General features: G+C 71.0%; 13 protein-coding genes. 9 read left to right on the top strand and 4 right to left on the bottom strand.

Annotation, left to right across the window (positions count from 1 at the left end; all coding sequences use genetic code 11):
- The first annotated feature begins 27 nt into the window (after positions 1 to 27).
- The 4 genes from B2K11_RS08025 to B2K11_RS08010 all read left to right on the top strand — a co-directional run bounded on the left by B2K11_RS08025 (position 28) and on the right by B2K11_RS08010 (position 3,667).
- On the top strand, positions 28 to 354 hold the full coding sequence (locus B2K11_RS08025; RefSeq protein WP_163617748.1) for a hypothetical protein: 327 nt from the start codon (positions 28 to 30) through the stop codon (positions 352 to 354).
- Positions 355 to 447: 93 nt separating this feature from the next.
- The gene (locus B2K11_RS08020) at positions 448 to 1,497 is read left to right on the top strand and encodes a biotin/lipoate A/B protein ligase family protein (protein WP_163617747.1); all 1,050 of its coding nucleotides are present in this window, start codon (positions 448 to 450) and stop codon (positions 1,495 to 1,497) included.
- Positions 1,498 to 1,675: 178 nt separating this feature from the next.
- Complete coding sequence (locus tag B2K11_RS08015; protein ID WP_163617746.1) at positions 1,676 to 2,536, top strand: site-specific DNA-methyltransferase; 861 nt, start codon at positions 1,676 to 1,678, stop codon at positions 2,534 to 2,536.
- Positions 2,537 to 2,680: 144 nt separating this feature from the next.
- Positions 2,681 to 3,667 carry an LLM class F420-dependent oxidoreductase gene (locus B2K11_RS08010; RefSeq protein WP_163617745.1) on the top strand — a complete coding sequence of 329 codons (987 nt, stop codon included), beginning with the start codon at positions 2,681 to 2,683 and terminating at the stop codon, positions 3,665 to 3,667.
- Between the two features lie 182 nt (positions 3,668 to 3,849).
- Here B2K11_RS08010 and B2K11_RS08005 read toward each other — a convergent pair whose 3' ends face one another.
- Positions 3,850 to 5,352: a carboxylesterase family protein gene (locus tag B2K11_RS08005; RefSeq protein ID WP_163617744.1), complete on the bottom strand. Its 1,503-nt coding sequence runs from the start codon at positions 5,350 to 5,352 to the stop codon at positions 3,850 to 3,852.
- A gap of 24 nt (positions 5,353 to 5,376) precedes the next feature.
- Entirely contained in the window at positions 5,377 to 6,690 is a 1,314-nt protein-coding gene (locus tag B2K11_RS08000) for an MFS transporter (RefSeq protein WP_163617743.1), read from the bottom strand.
- Positions 6,691 to 6,873: 183 nt separating this feature from the next.
- Here B2K11_RS08000 and B2K11_RS07995 point away from each other — a divergent pair, with 183 nt between their 5' ends.
- Positions 6,874 to 7,677, top strand: coding sequence for a histidine phosphatase family protein (locus B2K11_RS07995; RefSeq protein ID WP_163617742.1), 804 nt, complete (start codon positions 6,874 to 6,876; stop codon positions 7,675 to 7,677).
- Between the two features lie 55 nt (positions 7,678 to 7,732).
- A complete protein-coding gene (locus tag B2K11_RS07990) occupies positions 7,733 to 8,932 on the top strand; it encodes an ROK family transcriptional regulator (protein ID WP_163617741.1) in 1,200 nt (399 codons plus the stop codon).
- A 51-nt stretch (positions 8,933 to 8,983) separates the two neighbouring features.
- On the opposite strand, the gene B2K11_RS07985 is transcribed toward B2K11_RS07990, so the two are convergent.
- Positions 8,984 to 9,658: a TetR/AcrR family transcriptional regulator gene (locus B2K11_RS07985; RefSeq protein ID WP_163617740.1), complete on the bottom strand. Its 675-nt coding sequence runs from the start codon at positions 9,656 to 9,658 to the stop codon at positions 8,984 to 8,986.
- Positions 9,659 to 9,767: 109 nt separating this feature from the next.
- Between B2K11_RS07985 and B2K11_RS07980 the strand changes: the two genes are divergently transcribed.
- From B2K11_RS07980 to B2K11_RS07970, 3 genes are all read left to right on the top strand, one after another.
- On the top strand, positions 9,768 to 9,965 hold the full coding sequence (locus B2K11_RS07980; protein ID WP_239525851.1) for a hypothetical protein: 198 nt from the start codon (positions 9,768 to 9,770) through the stop codon (positions 9,963 to 9,965).
- A 59-nt stretch (positions 9,966 to 10,024) separates the two neighbouring features.
- On the top strand, positions 10,025 to 12,304 hold the full coding sequence (locus B2K11_RS07975) for a glycoside hydrolase family 3 C-terminal domain-containing protein (protein WP_163617739.1): 2,280 nt from the start codon (positions 10,025 to 10,027) through the stop codon (positions 12,302 to 12,304).
- Between the two features lie 215 nt (positions 12,305 to 12,519).
- Positions 12,520 to 15,333, top strand: a complete 2,814-nt coding sequence (locus B2K11_RS07970) for a lamin tail domain-containing protein (protein ID WP_163617738.1) — start codon at positions 12,520 to 12,522, stop codon at positions 15,331 to 15,333.
- A gap of 57 nt (positions 15,334 to 15,390) precedes the next feature.
- Here the strand turns inward: B2K11_RS07970 and B2K11_RS07965 are convergent, their stop codons facing one another.
- On the bottom strand, positions 15,391 to 16,233 hold the full coding sequence (locus B2K11_RS07965) for an alpha/beta hydrolase (protein ID WP_163617737.1): 843 nt from the start codon (positions 16,231 to 16,233) through the stop codon (positions 15,391 to 15,393).
- Between the last annotated feature and the right edge of the window lie 65 nt (positions 16,234 to 16,298).

Here is a 16,298-nt window from a genome sequence, read left to right as displayed (position 1 = left end):
CATCCCTCGCGAAAGGTTCCCCCCACCTTGATCACCCTCAGCTGGCTCCTGCTCATCGCGCTCATCGGCGGCGCGCTCGCCCTCTTCGACGGCATCCTCCGGGTGCGCGGCAAGGGCAACACCGTCGTCGGCATCATCGAGATCGTCGTCGCGGCGCTCTTCATCCTGTCGCTGTTCCTGCCCGGCATCCCGTTCGGGTCGCTCGTGCTGGCGATCGCGACGCTCATCGTGATCGTCGTGGGGCTCCTGCTCCGCGGCCGTCAGGGCATCGGCATCGCGATCGCGGCTCTCGCGGTCATCGCACTGTGGATCGTGCTCGTCAACCGGTGGCTGGTGATCCCCGGGATCAACTGACCTGGTCGGCCGGGCGTCGCCTTCGGGCGGCGCCCGGCCTGCGCGCCCTGGGTGGCCGCCCGGCCTCCGGCGCCCCGGCAATAGGCTGAACGCATGCACGGCGAATACAAGGTGCCCGGCGGAAAGCTCGTCGTCGTCGACCTCGAGGAGCGCGACGGCCGCATCGCGGACTTCCACCTCGCAGGCGACTTCTTCCTCGAGCCCGACGACGCGCTCGGCGACATCGATGCCGCCGTCAACGGACTGCCGATCGAGTCGGACGTCGCGACCATCGCCGCCGCTGTGCGGTCCGCCCTTCCGCGCGGGGCGCAGCTGCTGGGCTTCACCCCCGAGGCGGTCGGCACCGCGGTGCGCCGGGCCCTCGTGACCGCGCCCGGCTGGCGGGATTTCGACTGGGAGATCGTGCACGACAAGCCCGTCTCGCCGCGCATGAACCTCGCGCTCGACGAGGTCCTCACCGGCCGCGTCGGCGACGGTCGACGGCGTCCGACGCTGCGGATCTGGGAGTGGGACGAGAACGCCGTCGTGATCGGCTCGTTCCAGTCCCTCCGCAACGAGGTCGATCCCGAGGGCGCCTCGAGGCACGGCTTCGACGTGGTCCGCCGCATCTCGGGCGGCGGCGCGATGATGATGGGCGCCAACTCGATCGTCACCTACTCCCTCTACGTGCCGGCATCCCTCGTCGCCGGACTCACGTTCGCCGACTCGTACGCGTTCCTCGATGACTGGGTGCTGCAGGCGCTGCGGGCGCTGGGTGTCGAGGCGACCTACCAGCCGCTCAACGACATCGCCTCGCCCCAGGGCAAGATCGGCGGCGCGGCGCAGAAGCGGCTCGCGAACGGGGGAGTGCTGCACCACGCGACGCTCAGCTACGACATGGACGGTCAGATGATGACCGAGGTGCTGCGCATCGGCCGCGAGAAGCTCAGCGACAAGGGCACGACCTCGGCGGCCAAGCGCGTCGACCCGCTGCGCCGCCAGACCGGCCTGCCTCGCGAGGCCATCATCGCCAAGCTCGAGGAGACGTTCGCCAACCTCTACGGCGCCGTCCCCGGTCGCATCACCGACGACGAGTACGCCGAGGCCGAGGCGCTCGTGGAGTCCAAGTTCGCGACCGACGCGTGGCTGCGCCGGGTCCCGTGACGGGCCGGCGCGCGTGAGCTCGGCTGCGGGCGGAACGGATGCCCCCGGCAGTGCGACCGCCCCCGGGAGCGCGACGGCTGCGGCTGGGGCTGAGGCCCGTGGCAGCGCGGCGGCCCCCGGGAGCGCGCGAGGTCCGGGTGCGGCCTCAGCGGCGGGCGGGGCTCCGGTTCCGGGTTCCGTGGAGATCCACGAGGGCGACAACCTCGAGGTCATCCGGCGGCTGCCCGACGGCGCGTTCACCCTGATCTACCTCGACCCGCCGTTCAACACCGGCCGCCCGCAGGAGCGTTCGATCGAGACGGCCAGGTCGCGGCATCCGTCCCCCGTGTCGGGCCCCGAGCCGCGCGGCGACGGCATCGTGCGGCGCGGGTTCCACGGGCGCGAGTACGAGCGGATCCGCGGCGACCTCCGCGCCTACGACGACCGGTTCGACGACTACTGGGGGTTCCTCGAGCCCCGGCTGCTCGAGGCGTGGCGGCTGCTCGCCGACGACGGCACGCTGTATCTGCACCTCGACTACCGCGAGGCGCACTACGCCAAGGTGCTGATGGACGCGCTGGTCGGGCGCGAGCGCTTCCTCAATGAACTGATCTGGGCCTACGACTACGGTGCGAAGACGCGCAAGCGCTGGCCGACCAAGCACGACACGATCCTCGTCTACGTGAAGGATCCGAAGGCGTACTGGTTCGACTCGGATGCCGTCGACCGCGAGCCCTACATGGCGCCCGGGCTCGTCACGCCCGAGAAGGCCGAGCGGGGCAAGCTCCCGACCGACGTGTGGTGGCACACGATCGTGCCGACGACCGGGCGCGAGAAGACCGGGTACCCGACGCAGAAGCCCGAGGGCGTGCTCCGCCGCATCGTGCAGGCTTCGTCGCGGCCGGGCGATCGTGTGCTCGACTTCTTCGCGGGCAGCGGCACGACCGGCGCCGTCGCCTCGGCGCTCGGTCGCGACGCCGTGCTCGTCGACCACAACCCCGAGGCGGTCGCCGTGATGCGCGAGCGGATGCCGCACGCCCGCGTCCTCCCCTCCGGTTGAGGTCCCGAGCCCTCCCGAGAAGAGAACCGCGAAAGGGTAGATCTCCGCACGGGCGCGGGGAGGAGACATACCCTTTCGCGGTTCCAGCAGCGAGGGTCCGGGGCGCCGGGCCGAGGCATCCGTCATCCCCATAGGCTGAGCACCATGCGTTTCGGAACCTTCATCCCCCAAGGCTGGCGATTCGATCTCGTGGGCATCGACCCCGCGGAGCACTGGGCGGTGATGAAGGGGCTCGCGCAGCGCGCCGATGAGGGCCCCTGGGAGTCGCTGTGGGTGTACGACCACTTCCACACGACCCCGGTGCACTCCGACGAGGCGACGCACGAGGCGTGGACGCTCATGGCCGCGTTCGCCGCGACGACCGACCGCATCCGGCTCGGCCAGATGTGCACGTGCATGGGCTACCGCAACCCCGCCTACCTGGCGAAGGTCGCCGCGACGGTCGACATCTTGTCGGGCGGGCGCACCGAGATGGGCATCGGCGGCGGCTGGTACGAGCACGAGTGGGAGGCGTACGGCTACGGCTTCCCGCCGGTGCCGGAGCGGCTGCGGATGCTGCGCGAGGGCGTCGACATCATGCAGCAGGCCTGGACGACCGGCCGTGCCACCCTGGACGGCAAGCACTACCAGGTCGACGGCGCGATCGTGCAGCCGCTGCCCCTGCAGGACGGCGGCATCCCGATCTGGGTCGCCGGCGGCGGCGAGAAGGTGACGCTCAAGATCGCGGCGAAGTACGCGTCGTACACGAACTACGCGGGGTCGCTCGAAGACATCGACCGCAAGAGCGTGGTCTTGCGCGAGCACTGCGATGCGCTCGGCCGCGACTTCTCGGAGATCACGCGCACCTCGAACTTCAACACCATCGTGGGTGCGACCGAGGCCGAGGCGCACGAGCGCCTCGCCGTCGTCAAGGAGCGCCTGCTGCCGCACGTCGGTCAGGAGCGCGCCGATCAGATCGAGCACGACTACGTGACCTCGCCCGCCTTCGGCGCGGTGGACCAGGTCGTCGAGCGTCTCGCCGAGCGCGAGCGTCACGGCATCACGTACGCCATCCACTACTTCCCCGAGGCGGCGTACGACCTGTCAGGCGTCGAGCTGTTCGAGCGTGAGGTCGTCAGCGCGCTGTCCTGACACCACCCGCACTCTCCCGCACCCCCCTGCCCCCCCAAGCCCCCACGCTCCGCAGTCGGCTTCCGCCCGCGCACCTCGGCACGTCGCGGCGTCTTCTGACTGCGGAGCGTGATGACGTCCGGTCCCGCAGTCAGATTCGGGCGTGCGGGCAGGGCCCGAGCGGCAGGAAGTGACTGCGGAGGTCAGAGCAGAGGGGCGACCGAGGCGTAGCCGTCGGGGTCGATGTCACGCGCGCCGGCGGGGGCGCCGAACACGCGCGTCGTGCCGGGAACGGCCGACCACGACGGCCAGCCCGGGTCGCCGCCCACGACGAGCCCGACCGCGGCCGCATGCGTCTGGTCGGCGAGCGCCTGCGGCGGGTTCGGGCCGGTCAGCGGCTCGATCTGCACGGAGTCGAGGCAGTCGAACCAGAACGGCACGTCGATGCAGTGCACCGCCGCGTCGTGGACCATGCCGGGCTGGGTCGAGCGGAAGGCGTAGCGGTACACCCACGTCGGAGCGGCGCCGCGCGCCCGCGCCGTCCGGACCACGGCGGTCTTGAACATGCGGTCGGTGATGTAGCGGCCGAGCAGGGCGGCGTGCCCGCGCGTCACGACATCGCGGTTGGCGGCGATGTACGCCTTCCGCTGCGCGCCCTTGAGACCGGACTTGCCGAGCAGCAGGCCCAGCGGGATCCAGCGGAGCGTCTTCGCCCGCCCCGCCACGACCATCGAGAACTCGTCGTCCGTCGCGCCCAGCACCAGCGGCTTGTCGGCGCCGACGCCTGCCGCGAGCGAGGTGACCGTCGGGCGCGTGATGAGATCGCCGTCGATCGACGGGCCGAGCTGCAGCCCGTCGTCGAGCAGCTTCGTGAAGCCGTCGGGACCGGCCACCGCGGTCGCCGCCTTCTGCGCCTCGATGAGGCCCTCCTCCGACACCATCGAGAGGGCCGCACGCGTCGGAGAGACGCCGGCACGGCGGGCGATGTCGCGTCCGAGGGCCTCCCAGCGATCGGTGGCGACATCGGCCGTCGCGCCCGACAGCGCCCACACCGAGTGGAAGAGGTGCTGGGCCGCCGGCATCCCGAGCAGCGTCAGCACCGCCCCGCCACCGGCGGACTGCCCCGCGATCGTGACCCGCGACGGGTCCCCACCGAAGTTCGCGATGTTGTCCTGCACCCACTGCAGTGCGAGCAGCCAGTCCCGCACACCGCGGTTCGACGGCGCGTCCTCGATCCAGCCGAAGCCGTCGAAGCCGAGTCGGTACGAGATCGACACGGTGACGACGCCGTCGCGGTTGAACGAGCGTCCGTCGTACCAGGGGCTCGCAGGCGAGCCGGCGAAGTAGCCGCCGCCGTGGATCCACACGAGCACCGGCAGAGCGGCAGCCTTGTCGCCCGGCACCGGTGTGAAGACGTTCACGTTCAGCGTGGCCTCCCCCGGGATGGACGGCTCGGGGATGAGTGTCACCCCGGGATCTCCCCGCTGCGCGGTCGGCCCGAACTCCAGCGCGTCCCGCACGCCCGTCCAGGGCTCGGCCGGTTCCGGGGCGGCGAACCGCAGCGGGCCGACGGGCGGCTTCGCGAAGGGGATGCCGAGGAATGCGGCGGAACCGCCGGCGCCGGGCTCGCCCCGCCAGAGGCCGCGCACCCTTCCGGTGACGGTGTCGGCCTCCGCATGGCGGATGGTCGTCGTGGTGTCTGTCATGGAGCGGGTCCCTTCCTGCGGACTCTAGCGGACGCCCTTGATGGGCGCCGTGGCGATCGCTGCGAGGATCACGAACACGATCGCGAACACGAACAGCATGGCGTACCCGCCGAGCGACGAGATGATGAGCAGCGCGATCGACGGGCTGAGCGCCTGCGGAATGTTCGTCGCGACGTTGAGGATGCCGAGGTCCTTGCCGGCGTCGGTGCCCTCGCTGGGCAGTACCTCAGTCATGAGGGCGGCGTCCACCGACATGTACACGCCGAAGCCGACGCCGTTGATGATGCTCATCAGAATCATGCCGGTCATGTCGGGCATGAGGAGCGGCATCGCGAGGCCGACCACCATGATCGCCGAGGCGGCGTAGATGAAGGCCTTGCGGCGGCCGGCCTTGTCGCTCCACCACCCCGACAGGCCGATGGCGATGAGCGTCGGGATGAAGGCGACGAGCGTCAGTGTGAGGACGGCGCCCTGCGCTTCGGGCAGCGACAGACCGACGTACTGCTGCAGCAGGTACAGCTGGTACGTCGCGACGACGAAGTAGCCCAGGATCAGCAGGAACCGCGCCGTGAATGCCCAGAAGAAGTCAGGGTGCGTGCGCGGGTTCACCCAGAAGCCTCGGAAGAACGCGCCCCAGCGGAACGGCTGCACGGCGGCGTCCTTCGACGACCAGTCGCGGTTGATCAGCACGAACAGCAGCGTGACGACGATCACCGCGCCGCCGAAGATCGAGTACGCGACGCCGAACTGTGCGGCGAGGGCGCTTGCGACCATGATGCCGACGGTCATGCCGACCTGGGTTCCGAGCCCGATCATGGCGCTCGCCCCGCCGCGCCTCGAGCGTGGGAACCGGTCGGCCGTGATGGTCGTGAGGGGCGCCTGCAGGAAGTTCAGGGCGACCTGGATCACGACCCAGAACACGGTGATCCAGATGAGGTCGGTGAGGGATCCCATTCCGAAGAGCAGGATGCCGCCCACCAGCGCACCCAGCACCATCCACGGTGCGCGGCGGCCGAACCGCGAGCGGGTGCGGTCGCTGAAGGCGCCGGCGATCGGCTGCGCGAAGAGCGTGAAGACGAAAGAGGTGGTGGTGACGATCGCGAGGTTCGCCTCTTTGTGGTCGTCGCCGAACAGCAGCTGGATCTGCGTGGGCAGGAGGATCGCGATCAGGCCGCCGTACGTGGCGAAGAGCGTCAGCGCGGCTACGAGCATGCTGGGCAGCAGCGCCTTGCGGGCCGGGGGGCTGGCCGGCGGCTCGCCCGGTGCGGGCGGCGCGGACCGGATGAGCCCGGTCGGGGCGATGTCGATGGCCGGATCGGGCGCGGGCTGTGCGGTCATGGTGACTCCTCGTCGTCGAGACGTCTCGGGGGTGAGGCGCGAAATGCGAACGGCATTCGGGATCAGTGTGCCGCAATGGCGTACAAAATTCAATATCTGAATTATGTGTAACGATCGTGCAACGACCCCTCGCGCCAATCCCGAAACTCGCTAGCGTTTGGCCGTCCTATCGAAGGAGATGACATGACCCGAAAGACTGCGCGGATCGCCCTCGCCACTGCCGCCGTGCTGGGAGCCACCGCGCTCGGCGGCTGGGCGGCGGCCCCTGTCGAAGCGACGGCCACCACCGCAGCGAACCCGCCGACCTCGAACCGCGACGCCGTCGTGCAGGTGTACCTGACCCGCCACGGAGAGACGATGCTCAACGCGCTGCACCTGGTGCAGGGCTGGTCGGACTCGCCGCTGACCGCGGCCGGTCGCTCCAGTGCGACGACGATCGGCGCGAACCTCGGCACCGAGATCGGACAGATGGATGCCGCGTACTCGTCCGACATGGTGCGCCACCATGAGACCGCGACGCTCATGCTGGAGGGCATGGGCTCGAAGCTGTCGGCCACGCGAGACGAGCGTCTGCGCGAGCTGAACTTCGGCGGCTGGGAGGGTGCGAAGCAGAGCGAGATGGGCGCCGCCGTGTTCGGCGGCCTGGCGCAGCAGGGGATCACCGAGCCGACGCTCGGGCAGCTGACCGACGCGATCAAGGCCACCAACCCGGTGCCGGCACTGCCCGCCGAGGACTGCGAGGAGGTCTCTGACCGCATGCAGGACTCGCTGGACGCGATCGCGGAGGATGCCGCGAAGCATCGGGACGACAACGTGCTGGTGGTCTCGAGCGGTCTGTCCATCTCGTGCCTGCTCGTCGACCTCGGCGCGGCGCACCTCCTGCCCCCGACCGGGCTGGCGAACGGCGCCGTCAACCTGCTGACCTACACGGCCGGCAGGTGGACCGTCAAGACGGTCAACGACACGCACTTCGCGGCGCAGCCGTGACCTGACCGGGGCGGGGCGGGCGTCGCCGGGCCCGCCCCGGCCTACGATGGCGATCATGCCTCTCGCGACCCCGGACGTCCGCCGGCACAACCTCGGCCTCGTGTTGGGGCGTGTGCTCGAGGGCGCCGGGGAGGCGCGCGCCGACATCGCCGATGCGACCGGGCTGTCGCGCGGCTCGGTGACGTCCCTGGTCGCCGAGCTCATCGATGCCGGGCTCGTCGAAGAGAGCGACGTCGTGGCGCCGGCCGGGATGGGCCGGCCGCGGACGATGCTCGTGCTCGCGGCATCCGCCCCGTGCGTGCTGATCGTGATGCTCGACGCCGACCATGCCACAGCGGTCGCCGGCACCCTGTCGGGGGAGGAGCTCACCCGCGTCTCGCGGCGTCACGGACGGCCGATGGGCGACCCCGCCGCCATCGCCGACGTGCTGGCCGGAGTCGTCGATGAGGCCGCCGAGTGCATCGCCGCGACGGGCCGACGGATCGCGGACGTGTGCGTCGTGGTGTGGGCGCCCGTCGGCGGCACGCCGGTCCGGGTGCTCGCCGACACCGATCTCGACTGGGGCGAGGTCGACCTCCTCGGGCTCCTGCGCGCTCGCTCAGCCGCGCTCACCGCGTTCGAGGAGGCGGGTGGCGATGCCCGGCTGGTGCCGGACTCCGACGTCGCCGCGCTCGCCGAGCACGCCGCCGTGGGCGGCGACACGCTCCTCTACCTCAAGGCCGACTCGGGCATCGGCGGCGCGATCGTCCTGACCGACGAGGTCGCCGGCACCCGCGTCCTCGGGGCGGCGCTCGGTCATCTGCCGGTGGTGCCGGACGGCACGCGCTGCGCGTGCGGCCAGCGCGGGTGCCTCGTCACCGTCGCCGGGCCTGACGTTCTGCTGGCACGGTCGGACCTCGGCGCTCTGGCGGCCGCGGAGGGGCTGACCGTCGCGCTGGAGGCGTTCGTCGCACAGGTGCAGGCCGGAACGGAGCCCGCGGCGGGCGTGTGGCGGGGCGCGGTCCCGGAGATCGCGCGCACGCTGCAGATCGTGGCGCTGACCGTCGCGCCGGACGTCATCGTGCTCGGCGGCTTCGCCGCAGCGCTCGCGGCCGACGTCGACGCGGTGTTCCGCACGATCCAGCCCCGCATCGCGCGGGCGCCGGTGCTCCCGGTCGCGCCGGTGGTCGGCAGCGCGCTGGGGGCAGACGCCGCTCTGCGCGGTGCGCAGCGCGACGCGCGTATGCGGCTCCTCTCGGATCCGCTCGGGATCTGACCAGGCGCCGCTCGGCGGTCAGGGCGCTCGTGTCGACCGTCCCGCCCTTCCTCAACGACCGGTCGCGTCGTCCGTTGCACCCTCGCCGCCGGCGGGGCGGGCGGACAGCAGCTCGAACAGGGCGTCGACCGTGGCGGCCATGTCGACGTCGGGTTCCAGCATCCACTGCACCTGCAGGCCATCCGCGACAGCCTGGAAGATCCGCGCCAGGGTGTCGGCGTCGACCCGGTCGGTGATTTCGCCCGACTCCTGCTGGGCGGCGATGGCCCCGGCGAAGAACCCGCGGAGACTCTCGCCCCGCGTCACGAAGAACTGGTGGGCCGGATGCCCCGGATCGGCGGCGTCGACCGACAGTCGGGCGAACAGATGCACGAGGCCGGGGACGTCGGCGTTGTGGCGGATGACGCTGAGGTAGCCGGCCCGGATGTCGGGGAGCGGCGTTGCCTCCGCGACGAGGCCCTGGTGCAGGTCGCCGGCGAGCCCCTGATCGACCGAGTCCAGTTCGTCGCGTTTTCGGAGGATCTCGGTGAAGAGCTCCTCCTTGCTGCCGAAGTAGTGGAGCAGTCCCGCCTGGCTCAGGCCGACGGCATCCGCCAGCTCTTTGATGGATGCCCCGCGGTAGCCCTCGCGGGCGATGACGTCGAGTGCGCGGGTGAGGATCTCCTCGCGCTTCGCGACGCCTTTCGCGTAGGAGCCCCGCCGCCCCGTGCCGCCGCTGTCTCTCATAGGGACAGTAAACCCGAACAACGCTTGATTTTTCAAAACCAAATGACGTAAGGTTTCCGCGAGTGGCTCACCGTCGAGTCGCGCGATACCCGAAAGCAAGGATCCGCCCATGACAGCGCCGTCTGCGAAGTCGTTCGCCAAGGACCTCGGCGTCGTCAACCTCGCTGCGACGCTGCCGCAGACCCTCGCCCCGGGCGTAGCGGGCGCCATCGTGCTCGTGTTCGGCTACCAGGGTCTGTTCCCGGTCGCGATCGTGCTCGGCATCCTGGGCGCCTTCGCGATCTGGCCGATCAAGGCCGTCCGCTGAGCTGAACCCGGGCGCCCGCGACCCGACCCCCGACCCGCATTCCCGATGAAAGGAACCCGATGAGCATCCCCGATGTCACGGAACTGACCCTCGAAGAGAAGGCGTCGCTCACCAGCGGCGCGAGCTTCTGGTACACCAAGCCCGTCGAGCGCGTGAGCGTTCCGGCGATCATGGTCACCGACGGCCCGCACGGTCTGCGCAAGCAGCGCGAGGGCGGTGACCACCTCGGCATCGGTGACAGCGTGCCGGCCACCTGCTTCCCGCCGGCCGTCGGACTCGGCTCGTCGTGGGACGTCGACCTGATCCACCGCGTCGGCGAAGCGCTCGGCACCGAGACGTCGATCGAGAACGTCGCGGTGCTCCTCGGCCCCGGCATCAACATCAAGCGCTCGCCGCTGTGCGGCCGCAACTTCGAGTACCTCTCCGAAGACCCGATCGTCTCGGGCGTGCTCGGCGCCGCGATCGTGAACGGCATCCAGTCGAAGGGCGTCGGCACCTCGCTCAAGCACTTCGCCGCCAACAATCAGGAGGACGACCGCATGCGGTCCTCCTCGGACGTCGACCCGCGGCCGCTGCGCGAGATCTACCTGCGCGGGTTCCAGCGGGTGGTCGAGGACGCACAGCCCTGGACGGTCATGTGCTCGTACAACCGCATCAACGGCGTGTACGCGTCGGAGGACCCGTGGCTGCTGACGCAGGTGCTGCGCGACGAGTGGGGCTTCGAGGGCCTCGTGGTGTCGGACTGGGGCGCGGTCAACGAGCGCGTCCCGGGCCTCGCCGCGGGCATGGACCTCGAGATGCCGTCGTCGAACGGCGTCACCGACGCGCAGATCGTCGCTGCGGTGCAGGACGGCTCGCTCGATGAGTCGGTGGTGGATGTCGCCGCCGGCCGCGTGCTCGACCTCGTGCGCAAGGCGACCGACGGCGCCGGAGCGGGCGCGGGACCGCTCGACGTCGACGCGCACCACGCCCTCGCGCGCGAGGCCGCCGGCCGCTCGATCGTGCTGCTCAAGAACGCCGGCGTCCTGCCGCTCGCGAAGGACGCGAAGCTCGCGGTCATCGGCGAGTTCGCCGCGAAGCCGCGCTACCAGGGCGCCGGGTCGTCGATGATCAACCCGACGCGCCTCGACACCGCGCTCGACGAGATCAGCGCGCTCTCGACCGGTGACGTCGCCTACGCGCAGGGCTTCAGCAACGCGCTGGAGGTCTCGGCCGAAGAGACCGTGGCGCTCCGCGACGGGGCCGTGGCCGCGGCATCCGCTGCCGACGTCGCCGTGGTGTTCCTCGGTCTGCCGGCCCGTCTCGAGTCCGAGGGCTACGACCGCGACGACATCGACCTGCCGGCCGCACAGCTCGAACTGCTCGACGCCGTGCTCGCCGCCAACCCGAACACCGTCGTCGTGCTCTCGAACGGCGGCGTCGTGGCGCTGCCGTTCGCCGACCGCGTGCCCGCGATCCTCGAGGCCTGGCTGCTCGGCCAGGCCGGCGGCGGCGCGACGGCCGACGTGCTGTTCGGGGCGGTCAACCCGTCGGCGAAGCTGACCGAGACCATCCCGGTGCGCCTCGAGGACACCCCGGCATTCCTCGACTTCCCCGGCGAGTTCTCGCACACCCGCTACGGCGAGGGCCTCTTCGTCGGCTACCGCTGGTACGACGCGCGCCGCCTCGAGGTGGGCTTCCCGTTCGGCCACGGACTCTCGTACACGAGCTTCTCGTACGCGGATGCCGCAGCCGCGGTCGCCGCGGACGGCGACGTCGAGGTGACCGTCGCGGTCACCAACACCGGCGAGCGTGCGGGCCGAGAGGTCGTGCAGGTCTACACGTCGCTGCCGGGCTCGTCGGTGCAGCGCGCGCCGCGAGAGCTCAAGGCCTTCGCCTCGGTCGCTCTCGAGCCAGGCGAGACCCAGGTCGTGACTCTCACGGTGCGTCGCAAGGATCTCGCGTACTGGGACATCCGCGCCGACCGCTGGGTCGTCGAAGGCGGCGAGTACACGGTCGATGTCGCAGCCTCGAGCCGCGACATCCGTTCGACCGTCTCGGTCGCGGTCACGGGCGACGAGTTCACTCTGCCGCTGTCGCGCACGTCGTCGATGGGTGAGGTGCTGCACCACCCGGTCGCGGGCCCCATCGTGCAGGCCGCGATCGCGCAGATGATGGGCGGTCTCGACCAGAGCGCCGCATCGATCATGCCCGAGGGCGTCGACATGTCGAAGATGATGGAGTCGTTCCCGATCGGCCGCATCGGCATGATGGGCGCGCTCGGAGGCGGCGACGGTGCGGGCACGAGTCCCGAGATGATCGACGGCCTCATCGCGATGGCGAACGCCTCGCAGCAGTAGCCCGTCCCGGAACGCCGAAAGGGTAGATTTCCGCGCGCTCGCCGTGCGGAGATCTACGCTTTCGCGCCTCCGGACGGGTCGGGCCTGTGGGCGGTTGGTGCCGCGTATGGGCGGCGTTCGCGCGTCGTTCACCTCTCGTTCTCCCCGCGCTGTGACGCTCCAGGGGTCCATTCGGATGCCGGTCTGGGGCCGGCACGACTCGCGAGGAACCCCCCGTGCACACGCATCACCGCGGCATCGCCGCCGCTCTGGCCGCACTCATCGGCTTCGTCCCAGTCACCGTGTTCGCGGCGGCGCCCGCGTCGGCGGCGGTGGGCGACCAGATCCGCATCAACGAGGTCAGCTCCGACCCCGGGGACTGGATCGAGCTGACGAACACCGGTAGCGACGCCGTCGACATCTCGGGCTGGCTGCTCGCCGACAACGCCCGCCTCTCCGACGCCACCCACCTTCAGGCGATCGCGGCTGGGACCACGCTCCAGCCGGGCGGCTTCGTGAAGATCGACTACACCGCGGCCGGACTCGGCAAGGGCGACGAGGCGAACCTCTACCTGCCTGACTCCGCGACCCTCGTCGACACCACCACGTGGCCGGCCGGCGTCCATGCGACCACGTGGGGTCGCTGCGCCGACGGGATCGGCGCCTTCCAGGCGACGACGCCGAGCCCTGCCGCCGCCAACGCGTGCACGCCGACGCCGACGCCGACCCCCGCGCCGGCGCTCGACCCGAACTGGGACGACATCGAGATCAACGAGATCGCCTCGCTCAATGACGACGACCCGGGCAATCCGGGCTTCGGCGATGCCGTCGAGCTGGTCAACACCGGCTCCCACGACGTCACCATCGAAGGCTGGCACCAGACCGACAGCGGTGCGGCCACGGGCGCCTCGCCGCTGACCCTCGCGGACCTCAAGGTGTGGGACGGCGATTCGTTCGAGCCGGCCGGCTCATGGATCATCCCCGCCGGCGGCTACGTCGCCTTCAGCTCGAAGAAGGGCCTCTCCGGAGAGGGTGACGCCGTCAAGCTCTACGGCCCCGGTGCCGACGCGGCGACCCGCCAGCTGATCGACCAGCAGGCCTACGGCGACGGCGACGGCGGCGTCTCGGACACGTACGACTCCGACGCGCGCGCCTTCGCGGCCTGCCCCGACGCGTCGGACGACTTCTGGCGCGTGACCGCGAACAGCTTCGGACAGGACAACACCCCGTCGTGCGAGACGAAGTCACGGCGCCTCACCACGGCGGTCGTGCTCAACGAGGTCTCCAACGTCGGTGGCAAGGCCGAGCTCCTCAATACCGGCGCTGAGACGGCGGACATCTCGGGCTGGCAGCTGGTCGACTCCGACGGCGCGGTGGTGCACACGGTCCCCGCCGACACCACGATCGCGGCCGGCGCCTTCTACGTCGGCGACGACATCGCCGGCCTCGACAGTGCCGACTCGCTCACCATCCGCCGGGCCGTCGACGGCGCCAGCGTGGTCGCCCACACCTGGTACGAGGACGGCATCGCCTCGTACAGCCGCTGCGACCTGTTCGGCACCGTCTCGTACGTCGAGACCCCGACGGCAACGTGGGGCGCGGTGAACGCGTGCCCCGGACTGGTCACCGAGGCCTGGCCGGGCGCCGCCACCGTGTCCGTCGTCGACGCGGTCGACGCCTTCACCGACCTCGACGCGAACGACGAGGGCGATGTGTCGGGCGCGGCCTTCGATCCGGCTGACCCGAGCATCCTCTGGGTCGTCATGAACAAGGGTCGCCTCTTCAAGATGCACAAGGTCGACGGCGTGTACGCGGCGTTCCCCGAGTGGGACGGCGGCCTCCCGCTCCGCTTCGCCGACGGGGGCGGCGAACTGGATGCCGAGGGAGTGACGATCGGCCCGGACGGCGCCGCCTACATCACCTCCGAGCGCGACAACGGTCGAGCCAAGTCCACGTCGTACAACAAGGTCGCCCGCTTCGACGTGGGTGCCGTGACGCCGGCCACGACCGAGCTCGTCGCGACCCACGAGTGGGACGTGAACGGCTTCGTGTCGACCGGCACGAACCTCGGCCTCGAAGGCATCACCTACGTGCCCGACGAATTCCTCGTCGAGTCCGGCTGGAAGGTGGACGGCGTCGCCTACGCGGCCGCCGCCCACGCCACGCCCGGACTGTTCGTGACGGCCGTCGAGGCCACGGGAGCGCTGCACTTGTTCTCGCTCGCCGCCGGAGCGGCACCGGTCGAGGTGAAGGTCGAGAGCTCCGGCCTGCCGTGGTCGATGGATGTCGCGTACGACGCGGATCGTGCCGCGCTGTGGGCGCTGTGCGACGACGGCTGCGGCGGCGTCTACAACCTCCTGACCGTCGTCGACGGCGACTTCGACGTCGCGCACTCCTACGTGCGGCCGGCCGGGATGGCGAACCTCAACAACGAGGGCATGGCCGTCGCACCCGTGTCCACATGCGCCAGCGGCTTCCAGGAGGTCGTGTGGGCCGACGACGGCGACACCGACGGGCACTCGCTGCGCGCGGGCACCCTGCCGTGCCCGGCGACCGGCGGCCCGGGTGAGCCCGGCGGCCCGAGTGAGCCGGGTGGCCCCACCCCGACCCCGGGCACGCCGGGCACGCCGGGCACTCCCGGGCCGGTGACGGACGCACAGCTCACCGACGCGACGCGCGGGCAGGTGGACGCGCCCACCTCGGTGGCGCCAGGGCAGACGGTGACGCTCTCCGTCGGCACGCAGTACGCAGGCGACACCGTGTGGGTGTGGCTGCACTCCGCCCCGATCCTGCTCGGTGCCCACGTGGTGAGCGCCGCAGGCACCGTGACGGTGACCCTGCCCGCGGGCGTCGCCCCGGGCGAGCACCGCCTGGTGGTGCTGGACGCCGACGGCAACGTCATCGGCTGGACCGAGGTGACCGTGACCGGCCCTCTGGCCGCAACCGGGGCCGACGGCGCCGGACTGGCGGCGACCGCCGGGCTCGCCGCCGCCCTCATCGCCGCGGGCGCGTTCGCGGTCGTGCTGCGCCGCCGCCGCGTGCAGTCATGACATCGGAACGACGGATGCCCCGGCACCTGGTGCCGGGGCATCCGTCGCGTCGTGCGGTCAGCGGTGGAGGAACGCCAGCAGGGCCTCGTTGACCTCCGCGCCGTGCGTCCACAGGAGCCCGTGCGGGGCGCCCTGGAGTTCGACGTACGTCGCGTCGGGGAGGAGGTCCTTGAACCGGCGCGCAGTCACGTCGATCGGCAGGATGTTGTCGGCGGTGCCGTGGAGGATGAGCGCCGGCACGTCGACCGCGCCGATGTCGGCCCGGAAGTCCGTCGGCCACGTCAGCGGCGCGGCGGCGATCGCCGTGTTGCCGGCGAGGTTCGCGACCTGTGCGCTGGCGTCCACGGCCTCCTGCGAGATGCGCGTGCCGAGGTTGTCGTCGAGGTTGTAGAAGTCCTTCAGGAACGCGGTGATGAACGCGTAGCGGTCGTCGCGCACCGATTGGGCGATGCCGTCGAAGAACTCCTGCGGACCCGCTCCGTCGGGGTTTTCGTCGGTCTTGAGCAGGTACGGCTCGAGCGAGCCGAGGAACGCCGCCTTGGCGACGCGGCCGCTGCCGTACCGCGCCAGGTAGCGTGCGATCTCACCGGTGCCCATCGAGAAGCCGACGAGCACCGCGTCGCGCAGGTCGAGGTCTTCGATGAGCGCATGCAGGTCGGCCGCGAACGTGTCGTAGTCGTACCCCGCACCCGCCTTCGTCGACGCGCCGAAGCCCCGGCGGTCGTACGCGATCACCCGGAACCCGCCATCGAGCAGCGCGGCCTGCTGCTTGCCCCACGACTCGCCGTTCAACGGGAAGCCGTGGATCAGCACCACCGGCTGGGCATCGGAGGGCCCCTGGTCGGTGTAGTAGAGGTCGACGTCGACCGAGTTCTCGGTTTCGACGGTGATGTACGCCACGATCGCTCCTTCCACGCCGCGAACGGATGCCGCGGCCCTGCGTTCGACGCTAGGCCGCTCCTATC

The sequence above is a fragment of the Microbacterium sp. B35-30 genome (genome assembly GCF_010634855.1).
In the GTDB taxonomy this organism is placed as follows: domain Bacteria; phylum Actinomycetota; class Actinomycetes; order Actinomycetales; family Microbacteriaceae; genus Microbacterium.
The sequence above is the reverse complement of the archived record's forward strand: the minus strand, read 5'-3'. Positions and strand labels throughout refer to the sequence as shown.